Source organism: Methylomusa anaerophila (assembly GCF_003966895.1).
Taxonomy (GTDB): Bacteria; Bacillota; Negativicutes; order Sporomusales; family Sporomusaceae; genus Methylomusa; species Methylomusa anaerophila.
Map to the genome: position 1 here is coordinate 146,037 of NZ_AP018449.1, position 16,508 is coordinate 162,544.

19 protein-coding genes, 1 pseudogene, 1 riboswitch and 1 other annotated feature (1 of these 22 only partly in view) are annotated in these 16,508 nt (G+C 45.0%); all 20 genes and pseudogenes read right to left on the minus strand.

Features of this window, described 5'->3' with window-relative positions; translation table 11 throughout:
- Positions 1-2: 2 nt before the first annotated feature.
- Positions 3-215 (minus strand): FeoA family protein, encoded by a 213-nt coding sequence (locus tag MAMMFC1_RS00500; protein WP_126305608.1) that lies wholly within the window; start codon positions 213-215, stop codon positions 3-5.
- A gap of 18 nt (positions 216-233) precedes the next feature.
- On the minus strand, positions 234-464 hold the full coding sequence (locus tag MAMMFC1_RS00505; protein ID WP_126305609.1) for a FeoA family protein: 231 nt from the start codon (positions 462-464) through the stop codon (positions 234-236).
- Positions 465-507: 43 nt separating this feature from the next.
- Positions 508-1,512 (minus strand): GGDEF domain-containing protein, encoded by a 1,005-nt coding sequence (locus tag MAMMFC1_RS00510; protein ID WP_158618584.1) that lies wholly within the window; start codon positions 1,510-1,512, stop codon positions 508-510.
- Between the two features lie 138 nt (positions 1,513-1,650).
- A complete protein-coding gene (locus MAMMFC1_RS00515) occupies positions 1,651-2,151 on the minus strand; it encodes a response regulator (RefSeq protein ID WP_126305611.1) in 501 nt (166 codons plus the stop codon).
- A gap of 290 nt (positions 2,152-2,441) precedes the next feature.
- Positions 2,442-3,350, minus strand: a complete 909-nt coding sequence (locus MAMMFC1_RS00520) for a hypothetical protein (protein ID WP_126305612.1) — start codon at positions 3,348-3,350, stop codon at positions 2,442-2,444.
- A gap of 247 nt (positions 3,351-3,597) precedes the next feature.
- Complete coding sequence (locus tag MAMMFC1_RS00525) at positions 3,598-4,524, minus strand: sirohydrochlorin cobaltochelatase (RefSeq protein WP_126305613.1); 927 nt, start codon at positions 4,522-4,524, stop codon at positions 3,598-3,600.
- Between the two features lie 384 nt (positions 4,525-4,908).
- A riboswitch (cobalamin riboswitch) is annotated at positions 4,909-5,089 on the minus strand.
- A 258-nt stretch (positions 5,090-5,347) separates the two neighbouring features.
- Positions 5,348-5,533 (minus strand): annotated as a pseudogene (locus MAMMFC1_RS22545) (selenide, water dikinase SelD); the annotation flags it as partial.
- 72 nt (positions 5,534-5,605) lie between these two features.
- Positions 5,606-7,243 carry an aspartate 4-decarboxylase gene (aspD, locus tag MAMMFC1_RS00535; RefSeq protein ID WP_197723878.1) on the minus strand — a complete coding sequence of 546 codons (1,638 nt, stop codon included), beginning with the start codon at positions 7,241-7,243 and terminating at the stop codon, positions 5,606-5,608.
- Between the two features lie 241 nt (positions 7,244-7,484).
- Positions 7,485-7,997 carry a GNAT family N-acetyltransferase gene (locus MAMMFC1_RS00540; protein ID WP_126305615.1) on the minus strand — a complete coding sequence of 171 codons (513 nt, stop codon included), beginning with the start codon at positions 7,995-7,997 and terminating at the stop codon, positions 7,485-7,487.
- A 10-nt stretch (positions 7,998-8,007) separates the two neighbouring features.
- On the minus strand, positions 8,008-8,205 hold the full coding sequence (locus tag MAMMFC1_RS00545) for a DUF1858 domain-containing protein (protein WP_126305616.1): 198 nt from the start codon (positions 8,203-8,205) through the stop codon (positions 8,008-8,010).
- A 64-nt stretch (positions 8,206-8,269) separates the two neighbouring features.
- Positions 8,270-8,935 carry an ABC transporter ATP-binding protein gene (locus MAMMFC1_RS00550; protein WP_126305617.1) on the minus strand — a complete coding sequence of 222 codons (666 nt, stop codon included), beginning with the start codon at positions 8,933-8,935 and terminating at the stop codon, positions 8,270-8,272.
- A 15-nt stretch (positions 8,936-8,950) separates the two neighbouring features.
- Positions 8,951-10,150, minus strand: a complete 1,200-nt coding sequence (locus MAMMFC1_RS00555) for an ABC transporter permease (protein WP_126305618.1) — start codon at positions 10,148-10,150, stop codon at positions 8,951-8,953.
- Between the two features lie 50 nt (positions 10,151-10,200).
- Entirely contained in the window at positions 10,201-10,599 is a 399-nt protein-coding gene (locus MAMMFC1_RS00560) for a DUF4418 family protein (RefSeq protein WP_126305619.1), read from the minus strand.
- A gap of 24 nt (positions 10,600-10,623) precedes the next feature.
- Positions 10,624-10,830 carry a hypothetical protein gene (locus MAMMFC1_RS00565; protein WP_126305620.1) on the minus strand — a complete coding sequence of 69 codons (207 nt, stop codon included), beginning with the start codon at positions 10,828-10,830 and terminating at the stop codon, positions 10,624-10,626.
- Positions 10,831-11,396: 566 nt separating this feature from the next.
- Positions 11,397-11,915, minus strand: coding sequence for a nitroreductase family protein (locus tag MAMMFC1_RS00570; protein WP_126305621.1), 519 nt, complete (start codon positions 11,913-11,915; stop codon positions 11,397-11,399).
- A gap of 455 nt (positions 11,916-12,370) precedes the next feature.
- Positions 12,371-13,204, minus strand: a complete 834-nt coding sequence (locus MAMMFC1_RS00575; RefSeq protein ID WP_126305622.1) for a Cof-type HAD-IIB family hydrolase — start codon at positions 13,202-13,204, stop codon at positions 12,371-12,373.
- 28 nt (positions 13,205-13,232) lie between these two features.
- Positions 13,233-13,604, minus strand: coding sequence for an inorganic pyrophosphatase (locus MAMMFC1_RS00580; RefSeq protein WP_126305623.1), 372 nt, complete (start codon positions 13,602-13,604; stop codon positions 13,233-13,235).
- Between the two features lie 74 nt (positions 13,605-13,678).
- Positions 13,679-14,107: a GNAT family N-acetyltransferase gene (locus tag MAMMFC1_RS00585; RefSeq protein WP_126305624.1), complete on the minus strand. Its 429-nt coding sequence runs from the start codon at positions 14,105-14,107 to the stop codon at positions 13,679-13,681.
- 77 nt (positions 14,108-14,184) lie between these two features.
- Entirely contained in the window at positions 14,185-15,000 is an 816-nt protein-coding gene (locus MAMMFC1_RS00590) for a C39 family peptidase (protein WP_126305625.1), read from the minus strand.
- Between the two features lie 44 nt (positions 15,001-15,044).
- A complete protein-coding gene (locus MAMMFC1_RS00595) occupies positions 15,045-16,070 on the minus strand; it encodes an aldo/keto reductase (RefSeq protein WP_126305626.1) in 1,026 nt (341 codons plus the stop codon).
- Positions 16,071-16,391: 321 nt separating this feature from the next.
- Positions 16,392-16,508, plus strand: a binding site (T-box leader); it runs 161 nt beyond the window's last position.

A 16,508-nucleotide genomic window follows, 5' to 3' on the forward strand; every position in this document is an offset into this window, starting at 1 on the left:
TCTTAGGCCACATGAATGTGGCGGGCCATGGAATGGTTCAGCATAATCCGGCTGCCGCGCACACTGATGACAAGCGCTGTGGGATGGCAACTCACCACGTACACCGGTGTTCCTGGAATAAATCCAAGATCACTCAAACGGGACCGCTCCTCGCGGGAGCCGCCCAAATCAGTTACAATCCACTTCCGGTTCCTATTGGCCAGATGTATCGGCATAGTATCGTCCCCCCTATCTTAAGTCAGCTCAATTTCAATGTTTTTGGCCTCATCCTTACGCAATGAAAGATTAAATCCCTTTACCTTAATCTCCATCGGATCGCCCAGCGGCGCGTACTTTCGCACTTCTACCTTCGTCCCTACAACCACTCCCATATCCATGATACGGCGTTGGATCGGGCCTTTGCCGCAGATTCTTGCAACATGGCCGGTTTGCCCCGGCGTTAACTCGCTTAACAATTTAAACATTACTTTTTCCTCCTTGTGTTTGTTTCCCGCTTTTTGCAGGTTCTTATGATGCGCTTATTTTTTGTTCTGACACGGGTTGGACTCCTGATTCCAGATCGTAATAGCAGACCCGGTTGCGTCCTGCTTCTTTGGCCGCATATAACGCCCGGTCGGCATAACGGTATAGCAATTCTGGCTCGGCTGCCGCCGGCCGCCGGTCATGGACCATTCCCATTGAACAAGTTATCTGCAATACATTACCATCACAATCATGGAAAACATGGTTACGAATTGTTTCTTGCATGCGTAGGGCGACAGCCAAGGTTTCTTCCCAACCCGTGTCCGACAATAACAGGCAAAATTCTTCCCCGCCGATACGGGCTGCCAGGTCGCTGAGCCGCAAACCCTGTTGCAAAACCGCAGCAAGCTCTATCAAAACCGAATCACCTACCTGATGCCCATAACAGTCATTAACCCGCTTAAAATGATCCACATCGATGATAATCAGCGAAATGGACCTGATATTCCGGTTGCGCCGGCACATCTCCCGTTCCAAATGATCAAAAAAGTGGCGCCGGTTGGGGAGCTTGGTCATCCAGTCAGTCATAGCCATTTGCAGCAAGCTGGTGTTCGCCGCCTCTAAAGCTTGTTTTTGCTCCAAAAGTTCCGAACGGGTTGAAGTAAGGTCGTTAATTGTAGTTTCCAGCTGTTGTTCCCTGCATTTAATCTGGTGCGCCATCCAGTTCATGTCCCGCATAAGAGAAATAAATTCATTTTCAGCGTCGCTGTCCGCTTCCTCGTTAGGCAGCCCGTCAAATCCGTCATACTTATTTTGTTTCACTTGCCGGCAAAAATCTTTGATTTTGGCCAGTGATCCGGTTACCAGCCAGCGCTCAACCAGTTTAGGCCCTAATAGTCCCAATAAGATAGCTGTTACCATTCCTATTGCAGCCGCTCGGTCAAAATTATAATTCCGTGCTAATTCCGTACGCCCTACCACTATTACAACAAACAGAGGCAATATAGCCGACAGCAGCATAATACTTTTTAGTTTGGTATTGATTTTCACGATTATCCTCCCGCTATGGCATTTCCCTAATGCCATAGCTAAACCGCAGCATACGGATGGAATTACCCCCTCTTATTGGGTCAAATAATAATTGATAAAAGTAATCATTATCAATTTTAAAATAATTTTTTCCCCTATTTAATTGCCTCCGGCTTTATTACTGATGTAAGCTCCCCACTTTTCAGCAGCTTTATTGCCCAGAGAATGATACGTCCTGGCAGGCAGCGGTTTATCCATAACATTAGCCGCAGACCTGGCTTTTCTTTGTTCCGCCGCCGTCGCTCCCAGCACCTCATCAACCACCGATAATAGCTTCTCTTCGGTAAAGGGCTTAAAAACATAAGCTTTTGCACCGTGTTGCAGAGTCTCAAAAACTTTGTGTTTCTTTCTAAGAGCGCTGACCACGATTATATTGGCGCTTGCGTCAGTGTTAATAATCTTGTCTAAGGCTTTAATACCATCCATTCCCCGCAGCGTTATATCCATTGTGACGATATCGGGACGGTGCAGGTTATATGCCAGAACGGCCTGCACCCCGTTCGCTGCCTCGCCGACCACAACATGACCGGCTTTGAGCAAAAAAGCACCGATAGTCTTGCGCATCATTAAGGCCTCATCCACAACTAATACACGCGCCATATCCATCTCTCCCTCAAATTACTTACGTTTGAGCAGCAACAAACGGGCCCTGTTCAACCCAACACCAATTCCCTGTACTTCTTGCCGGTAGTTTGCCAATTCGCAATTATGTAGGACGCCTGTTATCCCTTTTTAAACGACTTAAATTGATAACAATTATCAATTTCATCTATATTGTAGCATCCAATCTTATTGATGTCAATTATCAATATCAATTATTCAATATACAAAATCCGGCTGTCAAAGCCTTTACAGGGCTAAGAACAGCCGGTTCTTGTATTTGCAACATTTTAGAAAGCAAAATTATATTCAAGGGTTGTCGTTTTTTCCTTTGAGCTTACGTCATCATATTTTAGCGTTAATACACCGGCTTGCCCAAAGGAGTGTTCCCAGGCTAATTCCGTTCCCTTCTCATTATGGTACCCGGCCAAATCATCAAAGTCAGGGGCAGCATAAGCTTTAATATTACGATGAGTCAGACTGAAAGTATCCATATCTGTAGGGCTGTAGCTTATTCCGTAGACCGTACCGTTTTTGTCGCTGCTGGCGCTTGACCATATATATTCGGCGCTCAAATCGGCTTTCCCGAACTTGTTGGTTATGTACAATCCATAATAGCTGTCAGCGGATTCTAACCCGGAGATGTGCAGGTGTTCGCCGCCAAGGGTGGTGTTTTCCCAGGTCTTGTTGATTTCGCCGCCATAGGCGCTTTTATCGGAATCACTATCAAACAGTCTTTTGTCAATTTTCCCTGCAAACAGGTGGTAGACGATATCTTTTTCTTGATGCTGTAAATCCACGCCTTTGAGCATGGCATTGCCCACATTATCGGTAAGATCCAAAAGAGTGCCGAACGGCCCGAGGATGGTATCCTGCACCCCAAATACCACTTTGGTATTCTCGCCTTTTTCGTAAACAAAGCCGTACTGATCAAGCTTGGACACTTCCGGCGTGTCATCATCGCCGCCAAAATGACGGTACCCGTAACGGACAAACGCTTTCCAGTTCTCTCCCAGACTGGTTTGGGCCTTTAACCTAAAAGTTGTTTCCCAGTTATTTTCTCTGTCACCGTCCTGAATTTTGACGTCGTCATGCTTAAGGTTAATGTCGCCGCTAAATTCAACCGGACTGGCATAACCCCATGAGTTTACAGACGCAGCCATACATAGAGCCAGCATGATGGTTTCTAGTTTTTTCAATGTTTGTCTACCTCCCGGAAAAATTATTTTATAAGGTACGTCCAAATTGTAACATTCCGGGTTATATTAGTCAATGATATTGATAATTATTTTCATTTATTCTCAGTAAAAAAGGTATGAAACCTGGGACTTTTATTTGACCCAAACGGTTTCATACCCACATTTGTCTAAAATACTGGTATAACCTGAATGACATAAACATAAAAACATGACATCTGTCATATCAGAGAATTTTGCCGCTGTCCGGTTAGTGATTTTTATCTGCTTTCTGATTCAATTGTTCGATGGCATCCTTAACATGTTGAACATAAATTTCTTGTATTCCAGGATTTTCGCCTAATCCATGAACATATGCCTCAACTTTAAATCCGGCAGCGGTCAGTATGCTTTTCGCCGAATCTTTTTCATCGCCGGCCATATCATTGGTGGCATGATCCCCGGCAACCAGCATAAGCGGCATCAGGGTGACTTTTTTAATTTTGTTGGCTTTCAACTGTCCAATTATATCTTCTAACGCCGGGCATCCTTCAACCGTATACACAAAAACATTGTTTACGCCTGCCTGACTGAGTTTATATTGCAGCGCGGCATAAGCGGCACTGCCGGGATGAACTCCGCCATGACCCATGAGCACTACCGCTTCCTGATTTTTTAATTGCGGAAATTGAGTTTTGACGGCTTGGAAGGCCTTCATATAATCATCCGGTTTATCTCCCTGCCCCAGATAGTACAAAATGGGCCTGCCCAAAACTATATTATCAAAAGCTTTTGCCTTTTGGTATGTTTGCACTGCTTCCTTGACCATGTCAAACTCTTCCCCTGGGGAAATATGCAGCGGCTGCACTATGACTTCCTTGTAACCTTCAGCCTGCAACCGGTCCAGCGCCTGTTTCTCGTTTTCAACTTTGATACCATCCCGTTCCGCGAGCGTTTTGATAATAATGCGGGAGGTAAAAGCCCGCCGGACTTCGTAGTCCGGAAATGCTTGCTGAATTTTCTTTTCCACTGCTTCAATCGTCAGTTTTCTGGTTTCCGGGAAAGTAGTACCGAAACTTACAACTAAAATTGCTTTTTTAGTCGGCTGTGGCGCCGCCTGAACGGAACTCATCAGGCCAAAAAGTCCAAACGTCGTAAGGGTGATCAATAAAATTGCACTGAACAGCTTAGTTTTCATGATTTTAGTCTCCTTTTTTGTTTTGTATGGTAAAGCAAAAGAATTAAGCCAGTCCGGTTTCACCTCCCAACAAAGATATATATGAATATGGAATAATTGTAAAAGGGAAAGGTCCGTCAAAGGACCTGTGCGCTATACGCGCAACAGAATTATAATTAATATTCTCAAAGAGAAGGGAGAACGGAATCAAACAGAGAAAAATCCCGGCTTGCTGCGGGAGAAAAGATAACAGCGCAAAGCTAATAAAAAATCCTGGACCCATAGGCCAGGAGTGATCAGCGTATAAAGCCGGCTTTAAGCAAAAATCCCGGAACACCAGGTGCTCCGGGAAGAAAAACAGCAGCTTTATGCCGTAATCCCCTCCCCATACCTCGTGGGTAAATAATGGTGATTGTCAGACAGGCAGTTCTCCTGACTCTGGATCATGGCTTACTTAAACCTTCCCAAGACTTACGTCTCAGTGGCATATCTTAAGCTTGCTCCCCATTACAGTGGCGGGACCGCACCGGCTTTTAACCGGACTTCCCTATTAAGCCCATTGGGCACCTGTCTCATGTATATGAAGTTAGTGAACTCTTATAATTCAGTTTATAAGACAATCAGCTGCTTGTCAATACTTTGATAATAAGATTTGTTACTATTGCAAATATTTACTGGTTATAATCCCCCGGCCCATAGTCAGGCTGTACGAATATACTGCCGGCGTCTTTGTCAACACTTTTTTAAGGAGTTATTTGAATATGGTGAGTTGGGTCTGCAACCATCTCACCGATAACGGCCGCTACCGGGACCCGGGCCTGTTCTGCAGAAATTCCAGGTTTTTGACTCCCACTTCTACCATCACCTCGGCGGCAGTCTTGTTTAAGGTGCCCATAACTTCAACCGCCTGGTCGATCGTCTCCTGAGACACGGCGCCGCGCTTAATAGCGGTAGTGATGATCCCGATGCCTAAAGGCTTAGTCAGAACCAGGACATCTCCCGGTTTAGCCGCTGAATTGATGACTACTTTTTATTGTTGCCGGCAGCTTGCGAGTTTATGGACTATTTGCGTGGAGGAAACACCGCCTGGCACCGTGACTTCTTACAAACTAACCTCTGATTCCTTCCATTCGACTACGTATTGTTCCAATACCTTGCGCAATTCATGCCCGATCTTGGCATAGGCATCATCATCCAGGTTGGCCAGTGATACTCTGACGGACCAGGTCGGCCCGTGAAAGCCGCCGCCATGCAACAATACAATGGAAGAATTTTGGGCTAAGCGAAAAAGGATGTCAACAGGTTCATATCTTCGCTGTAAGAAATCCGTAAATTCCCTGCCGTAGTTATGATTAGACCACTCCTCCAAATCAAATTGAGTATAATAATCCGCATTATACGGCAGATTGGGCTGCGGCAATCCCAGACCTTCATACAAAAGCTTAATACGGCGATGGCAGATGTCCTTTGTCTGTTGCTTATATCTATTCCCTTTATCGAGTAGTGCAAAGGCAGCCAGCAGCATCATTTGCACTTGTTGCGGCGTTGATAAACCGGCGGTGTGATTTAGCGCCACCTGGCGGCTGTCGGCCACCATCCGATCGATGAAGCGAACATTCTCAGGCTGCTGTGAAAGGGATGAATACCGGTTTTGCAGAATCTTTGCCCGCTCTTGCGGTAATTGCTTTATTAGCTGATCAAAAACATTGTCTTGGTGAACAGCGACAACGCCCAACCGCCACCCTGTCACCCCAAAGTACTTTGAGAATGAGTACACACCGATTGTATTAAAGGACAAATCGGCCATCAATGAACGATAGCCGTCAACAAAAGTTCCATATACATCATCAGATATAATCATCAAATCGGGGTTGTGATTTTTCACGATCCCGATTAGCTGTTTGATCGATTCAGGTTGAATGGCCACAGAGGGTGGATTACTCGGGTTGACCAGAAACAGTGCTTTAATGCTTGGATCGCAAAGCTTGTCGATCTCCGCCGGGGGGTACTGCCAGGTATGTTTTCCTTGATTGTCTACGCCTTTGGCCTTGATTTCAACGACATCAAAATTATAGCGGGCTAAGCGCGGAATCTCAACATAAGGCGGAAATATGGGGACCATAATGGCAATTTTGTCCCCACGCGACAGTAAATAGTTTTCATACAAAGAATCAAAGACATAGCACATAGCGGCGGTTGCCCCTTCAACAGCAAACAGGTCATATCTTTCGCAGGCTGAATCGCGGCTGCACATTTCTTGAATCAGGAAATCATGAACAATCGCTTCTACGTGCACAAGCATCCGGTCTGGCATCGGATAGTTATCACCGATAATTCCGTCCACCAGTTCATAGATCCACTCTTCGGCGTCAAACCCATGAGCAGTTATACCATAATCAATAACATCCTTAAGCAATTTCACACCAGGAGTGAATTCATTATTTTGGCAATAAGTTTTAAAACGTCCTTCTATTCCTTTTCTTCTTGGCTGGCCCGCAAGGTCTTGCGCGTTCCAGGCCTGACGACTTTCCTGCACGGCAAATTGTCCCAGAACGAAAAAGGCTTCCCGTGGTGTTGCCGCAATCCAGTTCGGATTCCCCCGGCCGGCATTAAGCAAGACACGCGTGCTCTTCTTCTGTCCTTCAGCCAGACTAATTAGCTTGTTGTTGAATTCAAAGGGGCTAAGCTCCCTATAAGAATAATTCATTTTCTGATGTTGATCATCATTATGCTCCACCACGCACTGTTCCTCCTCTAGCCTCAGTAAGACAAAATTGTATATTACCTTATATTGCGCCTGCCGGCATGCTGCTCCTAATATTATTTGCTTTCTATATTTTATTAAAACTCGTCTATCTCATCTATATGGAACGCACTAAACAATTAAAGCTGCTTAAGAATGCAAAGACCCTGCAATACACTTCATCCAATGTATTGCAAGGTCTTTTTTACTTTGACTTATCTTCACCATCTTAAACCCGTTATTCCTCTAAAGGTATATCGGGTCCCCGGAGTTCGTATTGATAAAAACTTAGGTCAAGCCATTTGCCAAATTTATAGCCGGCTTTTTGAATGGTGCCGGAATAGCGAAACCCCAATTTCTCATGCATGAACCTGCTGCCTTCATTGCTGGCGTCAATCCCGGCAACCAGCGTAGCAAAGCCTCTTTCGTCAGCAATCTTAATAAGCTCTCGCATCAGTTTGGTTCCGATATGTTTTCCTCTGTGGTTTTTATGAACATAAACGGAATGCTCTATTGTGTATTTGTATGCGGGCCAGGCCCTAAACGGCCCGTATGTTGCAAACCCGACAACAAGATTGTTTTCTTCGAATACCAGGACAGGAAATCCATCGCGGACCTTTTGCTCATACCAGGAGATCCTGTCTTCAATTGTTTGAGGTTTATAATGATAGACTGCTGTCGTATTGACTATCGCGTCATTATATATTTCCATAATAGTGTGTAAATCATCGTGCCGGGCATAACGTATCATAGTGCACCTCTTACTCCAACGCGACTTTGTTAAGATCAGCGATTAATACATCAATGTCGATACCATGGGCCACTGCGCCTTGTTCAATGTTTTCAAAGCTAGCGGCAAAACAGCCAAAGCACTTCATGCCATAATTGCGAAATACTTCTACTGTATTGGGATATTTTGCAACAATTTCGCCAATACCCATGTCCTTGGTAATTGCCATGATTTTCCCTCCTTTCTGTTTTCTTATACGAAAAAAGCCATTAGCAAAATGCATTACATTCAAATTAGCAAATGGCAGAATGCAACTTTCCTTCTTCCAGGCGGAAAATTTGATCAGCTTGCGACGCCAAACCGGCGTCATGGGTAACAATAACCACACCGGTTCCACTTGCCCGGGCTGTAAGCAGGCACTCGGCAACCTCGCCGGCTAAAACCGGATCAAGATCATTGGTGGGTTCATCAGCCAATAAAATTGGCGGCTTGAGTAGTAAGGCCCGGGCGAGAGAAACCCGCCGCAACTGTCCAAGACTTAGTTGCTGCGGTTTATGGTGCAGACGGTGGGACATACCGAAACGTTCCAGCAGGTCCCTGGCCTGTTGCTCCACGTTTTCCCCGTTGCGGATGAACCAGGCAGGCGCCATCACATTCTCTAAGGCTGTGAGCGAATTAATTAACCGGGCTCTCTGAAAAACAAAGCCCAGGTACTGCCCCCGCAGTTTAGCCAGCTTATTGGAATTCAATCTATCAATATCAAGGCCATCCACCAGCACTTTGCCGGAAGTTGCCCGCTGCAGCAGTCCCATAATGGATAACAGCGTGGTTTTTCCGCCGCCGGAATGCCCGCTAATTGCTACCGCTGTCCCTCTATCCAGCGTAAACGAGATATCTGACAAAATAACATCTTCCCCGTAATTCTTGCCAATGTTGCTCAGTTCCAGCAGATTGCCCATATTTCTCCCTCCCAATCAGTCAAACTCGCCCCGTGTCATAATAGTGCTGGGATCAATACGACTGCCCCGGTATGCGGGCAGCCAGGCAGCTAAAGCTCCTAACCCGGTAAACAGCACCGTAATTCCAATCGCAATACCGGCAATAAAAGCCCAGGACGGCTGTATAAAAGGAAAAGATTGATAGGCTTCCAGCAGTTTCAAGCCCCCTTTATACAACCCGCCGCCCAGCAACAAACCGGCAACAGACCCGGCGAGCGATACCGCCGCCGCTTCACCGACAATAACGGCGCCAATATCCCGGCGGGAAGCGCCAAAAGCCAGGTAAAGCCCCCACTCCGCTTGCCGCTCCCACGTCAATGCATAAAACCGGGAAAAAAGATGCAGCAGGGATGTTAATATAGTCAATACACCAATACCGCCGATTAACAAGGCAAATACCGTGAATTGGTCGGCAATCCGTTTTTTTACTTCGGCTGCCACAATGGGCTTCATTAACCCAACATTTTGGATATCGCTTACAACCTTATTAATATCCGCACCTTCATCAACCTGCACCAAAATAGTTGAAATAAGCTCAGACGGCTGCCCCATCTTCCCCCACACCTGCTTTAGCGCTACATCCTTGCCAACTACCCGCCTGGCCTCATCCATGCTGACCAGCAGGGAATAATCGAGGGTCGTGCCGGTTTCTTCCGCTACGGAAACAATATTGTACCATTTGCCTAAAACCGATATTTTATTTTCGGTCCAAGTTGGCACCTTCGCCCCCAGAATGACTTCGTCGTCCTTAAGTTCGGTTTTGTGCACTTTCTTAAGCCAGGGGGCGATGATCCAGTCACTGGTCGGGTCATAACCAATCATACGGTTTTGGGTCCCAATATCATGGCAATCTGCTGTCAGAGAATGGGTAAAAAACTGTGGTGTAACCCTTTGAACTCCCTGAACAGCCCGCACGCCCTCCACCAGATCTTTCGGCATATAAGAATTGGCTGTCGCCCCGCCGAATAAGAGCAGGCTGGGTTCCAGCGTCACATCGAAGGGCACAATAACAATATCCGCTCCCATACGCTGTTTGGAAAGTTCCAAGCCTGAAGCAACCCCTTTGTAAATAGCCGCGATGCCAAAAACAATGGCTGCGCCAACCGCAATGGACACAATGATAGCTATGCTTTGCAGCCGGCGATGCAGCAGGCTTTTCCAAATAAGAAATAGCATGGTATCTTCTCCTCTGTGATATCCTGACTTTAACTATGGATGCGACATATTCAGTCGTCCTTACTTTTCCATGTTAGCCCCACAATCCCGGCTCCTGCCAAAGCCAGCAAGCCGCCGCCAATAGTAGCGAAAAAGGTAGTTTTCCCGCAGGCTCCGGCTTCGCAGATACCGATGGCCCATGGCTGGGGTAAAACGATGACAATGATTCCAAGTAAAAATACAATAAATCCGGTCAACAAACGTGCTTCATTGGTGCGCAGCACCAACAGGGCCGCGGACAGAATTACCGCCAGCAGCGTAATAATAAACTCTGCCTGATAAGCATAATGACACTTCATCGGACCGCCATTTTTCATAAGCCCGTTGCAAATAGGAAAAATTCTGGGTAAAACCAGCAGCACGACACTGATAAAGACAGCACTCCAGGAGAATAGTTTATATTTTGTCATCCATATCCACTCCTTTTTTCCCACTTATTTAAGCCCATCAGTACGGTCAGGCAATGCAACCGCCGCATTCAGGCTGCTGCCGGTTGCCGCGGCGGCAAACGTCAGCGAAGACTTGTGCATTTCATGATTGCCGCCATGCCGGAACGGCACCCTATTGACTCCGGCGTACAACACGCCAATCCCCAGCAAGAATACCAACAAAGCAATCACTAAAAATCTCTGCAACGTCATGTTTACCCTCCTGTTTTGCGTTTTTTAATATAAAAGGCCTGGAATGCCTGTAAAGCAATCCCGGCCTTTAGTCATTCTAATCAGCCTGGAAATAATACTGCATCACAAATGCTACAATGAAAAAGCTTGGTTTTACACTCATTTCAGCAATAAGTGCAAAACCAAGCCTCCAGTATTTCTGGTCAACTTTGAATAGCGTCAAATATTCGTTTGCAAAAATAATAAAAGCTATATCCCATAACTACACGGGATGCAGCCTCTAGTTCTTCCGACCAGTCAGCAATGCCTCTTTACATTCTAAACCAGTTTTATGCTTATTGTACATCTGCGCCCTCTAATTGTCAATATATATCCGCACAAAATTGTGTTTAATGCGTGATTATGTTGAAGAGGGTCCCGCCAGTTATTAAGTGGTGGTATTTTCTTCATCCGACCTATTTTCGGCTATATCTTTAATTTTATTAAGTACAGCCCTATTTTCCCTTTTATCAACGGCAGTTGGTTTTTTAAAACAAAAACAAGGGATAGGTTCAACCCTTGAGTAGAAAACCTATCCCTCTCATTTTTTAATAGCTCTCCCAAACCACAATTTCGTTCAACGGCTTGCGGGCTTCATTATGCCTGTCCGGCGACTTGGCCTCCCCGGCGGCATAGCCGACACCCAGTATATTAATTGGTTCGATATGGGCCGGCAGATTGAATTCCTGCCGAATAACCACCGGATCGAAATAGCACACCCACAGCGTTCCCAGCCCCAGTTCAGTCGCCGCCAGGATGATATGGTCGGCAACAATGCTGGCATCAATATCCACGCTGTTCTTATTGTCATATGGCCGTACCCAGGCGGCTTGATGATCGCCGGCCACAATAATCGCCAGCGGCGCGCCATACACATTAGCCCCTTTTTTGAGTTTTGCCAAACTCTCCTTCTCCCGCACAACAATCAACCGGCTTGGCTGATTGTTCTTGGCTGAGGGCGCTACCCGCCCAGCTTCCAGTATCTTTTGAAGTTTTTCTTCCTCCACCGGTCTCTCTTCATATTGGCGCACCGAATAACGCTTCTTTACCAATTCTAAAGCACTCACGGCAATCCCCCCACTATTTTTGTTATGGTATTGAAACTTACCCCTGGCTAACATAAAAGGCGCGGATCTCATACAAAAAGATCAGCGCCTCTAGTCTTTATCTAGTCGGACACACCTAGTACCTCATCTGCATTAAAATCTCTGCTAATTTAGCGGTCTTTTTCCGCCCTGCTTCGTTGTCGTCACCTTGCAGATTCCCGATATGCGCGGCTCCTCCGCCTCGCAGGCCAAAAAAATCCTCGCTAAATTAGCTATCGTTTTAACACAGATGAGGTACTAGTCAAAATAAATTTGATTCCTTTACAGATAATTGTACTGGAATTATTTAGTGGTGTCAACATGATTATCAGAGCCGGCAGAACTGTTAGCCTGCAGGGCTATACCGCATAGCTTTCCAGTAGCACCGTTAGCCCATAATAAGATAAGATAGGATGTATGCGACACAGGCGCCAGGATTACGCTTCTTTTTCAGCGATATACTTTGCAACAGCATCCGAGTTATTATCGCCAATGACCCCGGTTGCCTTTTCTTTGATCACATGAAGGGCATTCGCCACTGCGTAGAATTCGTCACAGGCGTTTAACAGGGGCAGGTCATTGATGTTATCACCAAAACCGATAATCCGGTTAAAACCGCAATAATCACGGATATAATTTACCGCATTGTATTTTGAAGCATTCGGACCATATATCTCAAGAAACCATAGATTTTCCACATATACGTCATGAGAAAGCACCATATCAATGCCCTGCAGTTTTTTTATGTCACCGACCATGTTCGCCAGCCGTTCCTGCGTATCCATTAAAGTAAAGTAGACGATCTCGTTGTCTGTTATCTTACTGGAAAAGCAGTCAACCTGCTCAAATGGCTTGGCATATTGGGTTACGCGTTCGTCATAATAGTCCCGTAAGGCAGGGGTATTCAAAAGTTCGTAATACGCATGCAGTTTATTATCAGATATGGCATACATAAAGCCGGTAATTTGATGTTTTCTGATTACTTGAAGAATTGCGTCAGCAATCTCCGGGGGTATTGTTTCGGTCTTTATGTATTTCCCGGCAGCAATATCATAGATTGCCGCCCCGTTCATCAAGATAATAGGTATATTAATGTGCAAGCCCGCCAGCATTTTTGTTGATGACACGGCCGTCCTCGCTGTCGCTACCGAAAAATACACGCCGTTTTCAATCAATCTATTAATTGTTTTCCTTGCATAACCGCTGATTTCTTTGCTGCTGTTTAGCAGCGTGCCATCTAAATCCGATATATATAAAGATTTTATTGCCACAAACCGGTTCTCCCTCCCATTTTCCTGTTCATATTAGCGCCAGATCCTTCTTTTGTATCAATATACCTTTCATGTACTGACTTTCATTATGAAAACGATAAATAGAAGCCTTTTCCTCGTCGGTGCAACCTAATAGCAGCTTGATTTCAGAGTCCTTCTTAAGTAAGTCTACGGTGCAAATCACCGCATCAACCGTCCGTGCTTCATTGCTCCCGCTCCATACATCAACACCGCCACCATCCATGGATGTAGTGCTGCCTTTCAAATACCCGTAGTCTACTTGATATCTAATATGGGAATATCCCGGGTGATAGCTTCCTTTTGGCCGGTCAATCACCAATTCTGATTCTTCCACCAGTTTATCCAGGGCCTGCCAGAAGGCTATATCATTTGTATCCATTTTCTTTAATTCTCCTCATGATTGTAACTTTCACTTATTACCTTATCTGTGTCACTAACTAAACATATTGGAACTTATTTTTTATCCCAGAACTGGATCATACCATGACCAAAATTTTCATTAGGTCTTTTCCAAAAACCAAATTTTTCATAAAAATCTTCTTTCCCTTTTGCGGCCATTAATCCGACAATAGCCCCCGAACAGGCATTTTTGCTAATATAATTCATGATTCTCTTCATCACGGCCGTACCAATACCCATTTTTTGGTGTCCGGGTTTTACAATAACATCCTGTATATAAAAACATGTACTCCCGTCGCCCACTATCCTGGCAGTTCCAATTACTTCCTCGTCCAATAACACAAAAACCGCATACAGAGAGCTGGCCAAGCCTTTTTCCATGCTTTCCTGATCTACATCTCCCCAGCCTACTAAGTTGCGCAGTTTGACTATTTCTTTTGCTGCCGGCAGGCCTTCAATAATTTCATATTTACCTTTATCCATAGTGCTAATCCTTTCTCAAAGATTCTTGGGTGATGATAACGAAGCATTGTGGAAAAAGACCGCAAATGCATCAACGATTAATTATTTTTTAATAAAGGCGGCTTTACTGCCAACCACTGTTGTTGTTGCTGACCTTTGGGGAGCATATGGGCATCAAACCACATGTAATAGAATTTTTCCACCGGATTAACAACATAACCGTCTTGCAAATGATCTGCGGTGTCATAAGAGTCTGCCAAAATCAAAATATCGTCTGCCACTGTATCCGTTCCCATAGTGTCGTAACCGATTATTGCCCGCCAATGTCCACCCCAGTCAATATTTTCGACCAATATGGGGGTATTATCTTTCAAATTTGCTATTGTAAAATCTCTGAAGTCTTTAACTGTTGCAAATGTAATGCCGTCTTTATTAGCGGCAGCCAGACTTGATTTAACATCCCAGCCAATCAGTTTAAAGAACTTGACCATTCCGTTTGTATCTGTACCTGTTCCTGGTTTCGTACCCATTATTTTGGCTACTTTGCGTTCATCCCAGCTTGTATTGCCAAAATGAACAAGTACGGTTAGAGCAGCAGCAGGACCGCAGGTTATTTCCGTCGTCTGTTGATAAGTTTTATATTCAGAAAGAATAGTTAAGGTATCTGTTGATTGCAGATTATAAAAATCCAGGAAAGAATAATAGGGAGAACTTTTAACATTTCCTATACCGTTATAGGAAGAAGCACCTTCACTAGTGAGGTCATAACCGGCGGGATAAGGAATTACGCGGCTTTCCTCCGTATTATCGGCAGCGTAACCTATAGTATCTGCGTTATTTGCGGCAACAACATCCGCAGTGCTGAAACTAATTCCCAGAATTACACAAATAAATAATAAATAAATCTTTTTCACAGTATCACTTCTTCCTGTTTTATTCTTCAGTTTCCATGGCTTTACTAACCTATGCTTTTACGATGCTGTTCAAAAAGGTCATAGTTGTTTTTCAATATCTCCGGAATAGGAAGCTCATACGGGCAACGCTCAATGCAGGTTTTACAGTCAGTACATTGGGGGACAGTCTCCATAGCCGCTTTGGCAAAGTTTACTGATATCTGTGGAGACATTCTCTTGACCAGAATCGGATATCCCATAGCCGGCGTAATCTTTACGCCGTTGGGACAAGGCTGGCAATATTCGCAACGGCGGCAAAACTGCTTCCCTAATTCGTTCCGGTATTTATCCATCAGGCCAATATCTTCTTCTGTGACAACATTTGACTGTTCATACAAAGCTGCTACTTCATCAACGGAAGCGATAGAGTCGTAGCCGGGGATGGGTATAAAATCCGGATATTGGCGCAAAAATTTAAAGGCAAGGGAAGCATTGGCAAGCGCGCCGCCGGCAAAAGGCTTCATTGCAATAAGACCTAAATTCATTGTTCGGGCAGTTGTGTGCAACTCGTCTTTGGGTTCATCTTCGATAAAGTTAAACGGGAATTGAATGGTATCAAACAGGTCGGTTTTAATTAATTTAACCGCCATCGGCAGGCTGTGAGAAGTGATGCCTATGTATCTAATTTTCCCTGCTTCCTTGGCCTTGACCAGCGCTCCCAAGGCTCCCTCCGGACCGGTTAGCTGCTGCCAGTCTTGCTCCCGCGACACTTGGTGCAGCTGATAAAGATCGATATAATCAGTCTGCAGCATTTTTAAGCTGTTTTCCAAGTGTTCCAAAGCCCCGTCTGCATCCCGCTTTCCCGTTTTAGTGGCAATAACCACCTTATGCCGGATATCGCTAAAGGCTTTGCCAATCTTACATTCACTGTCCCTATACGCATTAGCAGTATCATAAAATGTGATTCCTTTGTCAAAAGAATAACGCAAGATTTGAACAGCTTCGTCAGTCGGCAGTCGCAGGATCGGAATACCGCCAAAACCAACTTCAGAAACTTCCAGCCCGGTTCTCCCCAAAATCCGATATTTCACGTTGAAGTTCACTCCTTCTGATTGGATATTGTTGACCCAATTCTTTACTCTTGCTGCCTGATTTTTAAAGATAAACAGATAAGCTCAGAGGCTGCATTCCAAAATGGAATACAGCCTCTAATTTATTGACTAGTCAGTCGTAACTCTAATTTAATTTTATTATAGATTGTAATCTTTTGTCAATATGATCTCTTCCATATATTTCAAAACATTTCAGGGATTAATCTGCCGGCGGCTAAGACGTATAGGAAAAAACGCATATGAAAAAATCTTGACAAGAAATATAGGGCGAGACTATAATACAATCAATATAATTTTTGCGAAAAAGCTGTGAGCAGTAAGAGTAGTCATGTAAACTTTAGCTCAGCGAGCCGGTGACCGTTTATCGGAGGTGTGATGACCGGCCTAAAGCGCATGGTGAATGGTCCTGTGAGCTGT

Excerpts from the sequence above, each read along its gene's own strand:
- MAMMFC1_RS00555 (WP_126305618.1), bottom strand. The coding sequence starts at position 10,150 with ATGCTATTTCTTATTTGGAAAAGCCTGCTGCATCGCCGGCTGCAAAGC.
- MAMMFC1_RS00585 (WP_126305624.1), bottom strand. The coding sequence starts at position 14,107 with ATGGATAAAGGTAAATATGAAATTATTGAAGGCCTGCCGGCAGCAAAA.
- MAMMFC1_RS00560 (WP_126305619.1), bottom strand. The coding sequence starts at position 10,599 with ATGACAAAATATAAACTATTCTCCTGGAGTGCTGTCTTTATCAGTGTC.
- MAMMFC1_RS00565 (WP_126305620.1), bottom strand. The coding sequence starts at position 10,830 with ATGACGTTGCAGAGATTTTTAGTGATTGCTTTGTTGGTATTCTTGCTG.
- MAMMFC1_RS00505 (WP_126305609.1), bottom strand. The coding sequence starts at position 464 with ATGTTTAAATTGTTAAGCGAGTTAACGCCGGGGCAAACCGGCCATGTT.
- MAMMFC1_RS00545 (WP_126305616.1), bottom strand. The coding sequence starts at position 8,205 with ATGGCAATTACCAAGGACATGGGTATTGGCGAAATTGTTGCAAAATAT.
- MAMMFC1_RS00500 (WP_126305608.1), bottom strand. The coding sequence starts at position 215 with ATGCCGATACATCTGGCCAATAGGAACCGGAAGTGGATTGTAACTGAT.
- MAMMFC1_RS00525 (WP_126305613.1), bottom strand. The coding sequence starts at position 4,524 with ATGAAAACTAAGCTGTTCAGTGCAATTTTATTGATCACCCTTACGACG.
- MAMMFC1_RS00540 (WP_126305615.1), bottom strand. The coding sequence starts at position 7,997 with ATGATACGTTATGCCCGGCACGATGATTTACACACTATTATGGAAATA.
- MAMMFC1_RS00515 (WP_126305611.1), bottom strand. The coding sequence starts at position 2,151 with ATGGCGCGTGTATTAGTTGTGGATGAGGCCTTAATGATGCGCAAGACT.
- MAMMFC1_RS00550 (WP_126305617.1), bottom strand. The coding sequence starts at position 8,935 with ATGGGCAATCTGCTGGAACTGAGCAACATTGGCAAGAATTACGGGGAA.
- MAMMFC1_RS00580 (WP_126305623.1), bottom strand. The coding sequence starts at position 13,604 with ATGGATACAAATGATATAGCCTTCTGGCAGGCCCTGGATAAACTGGTG.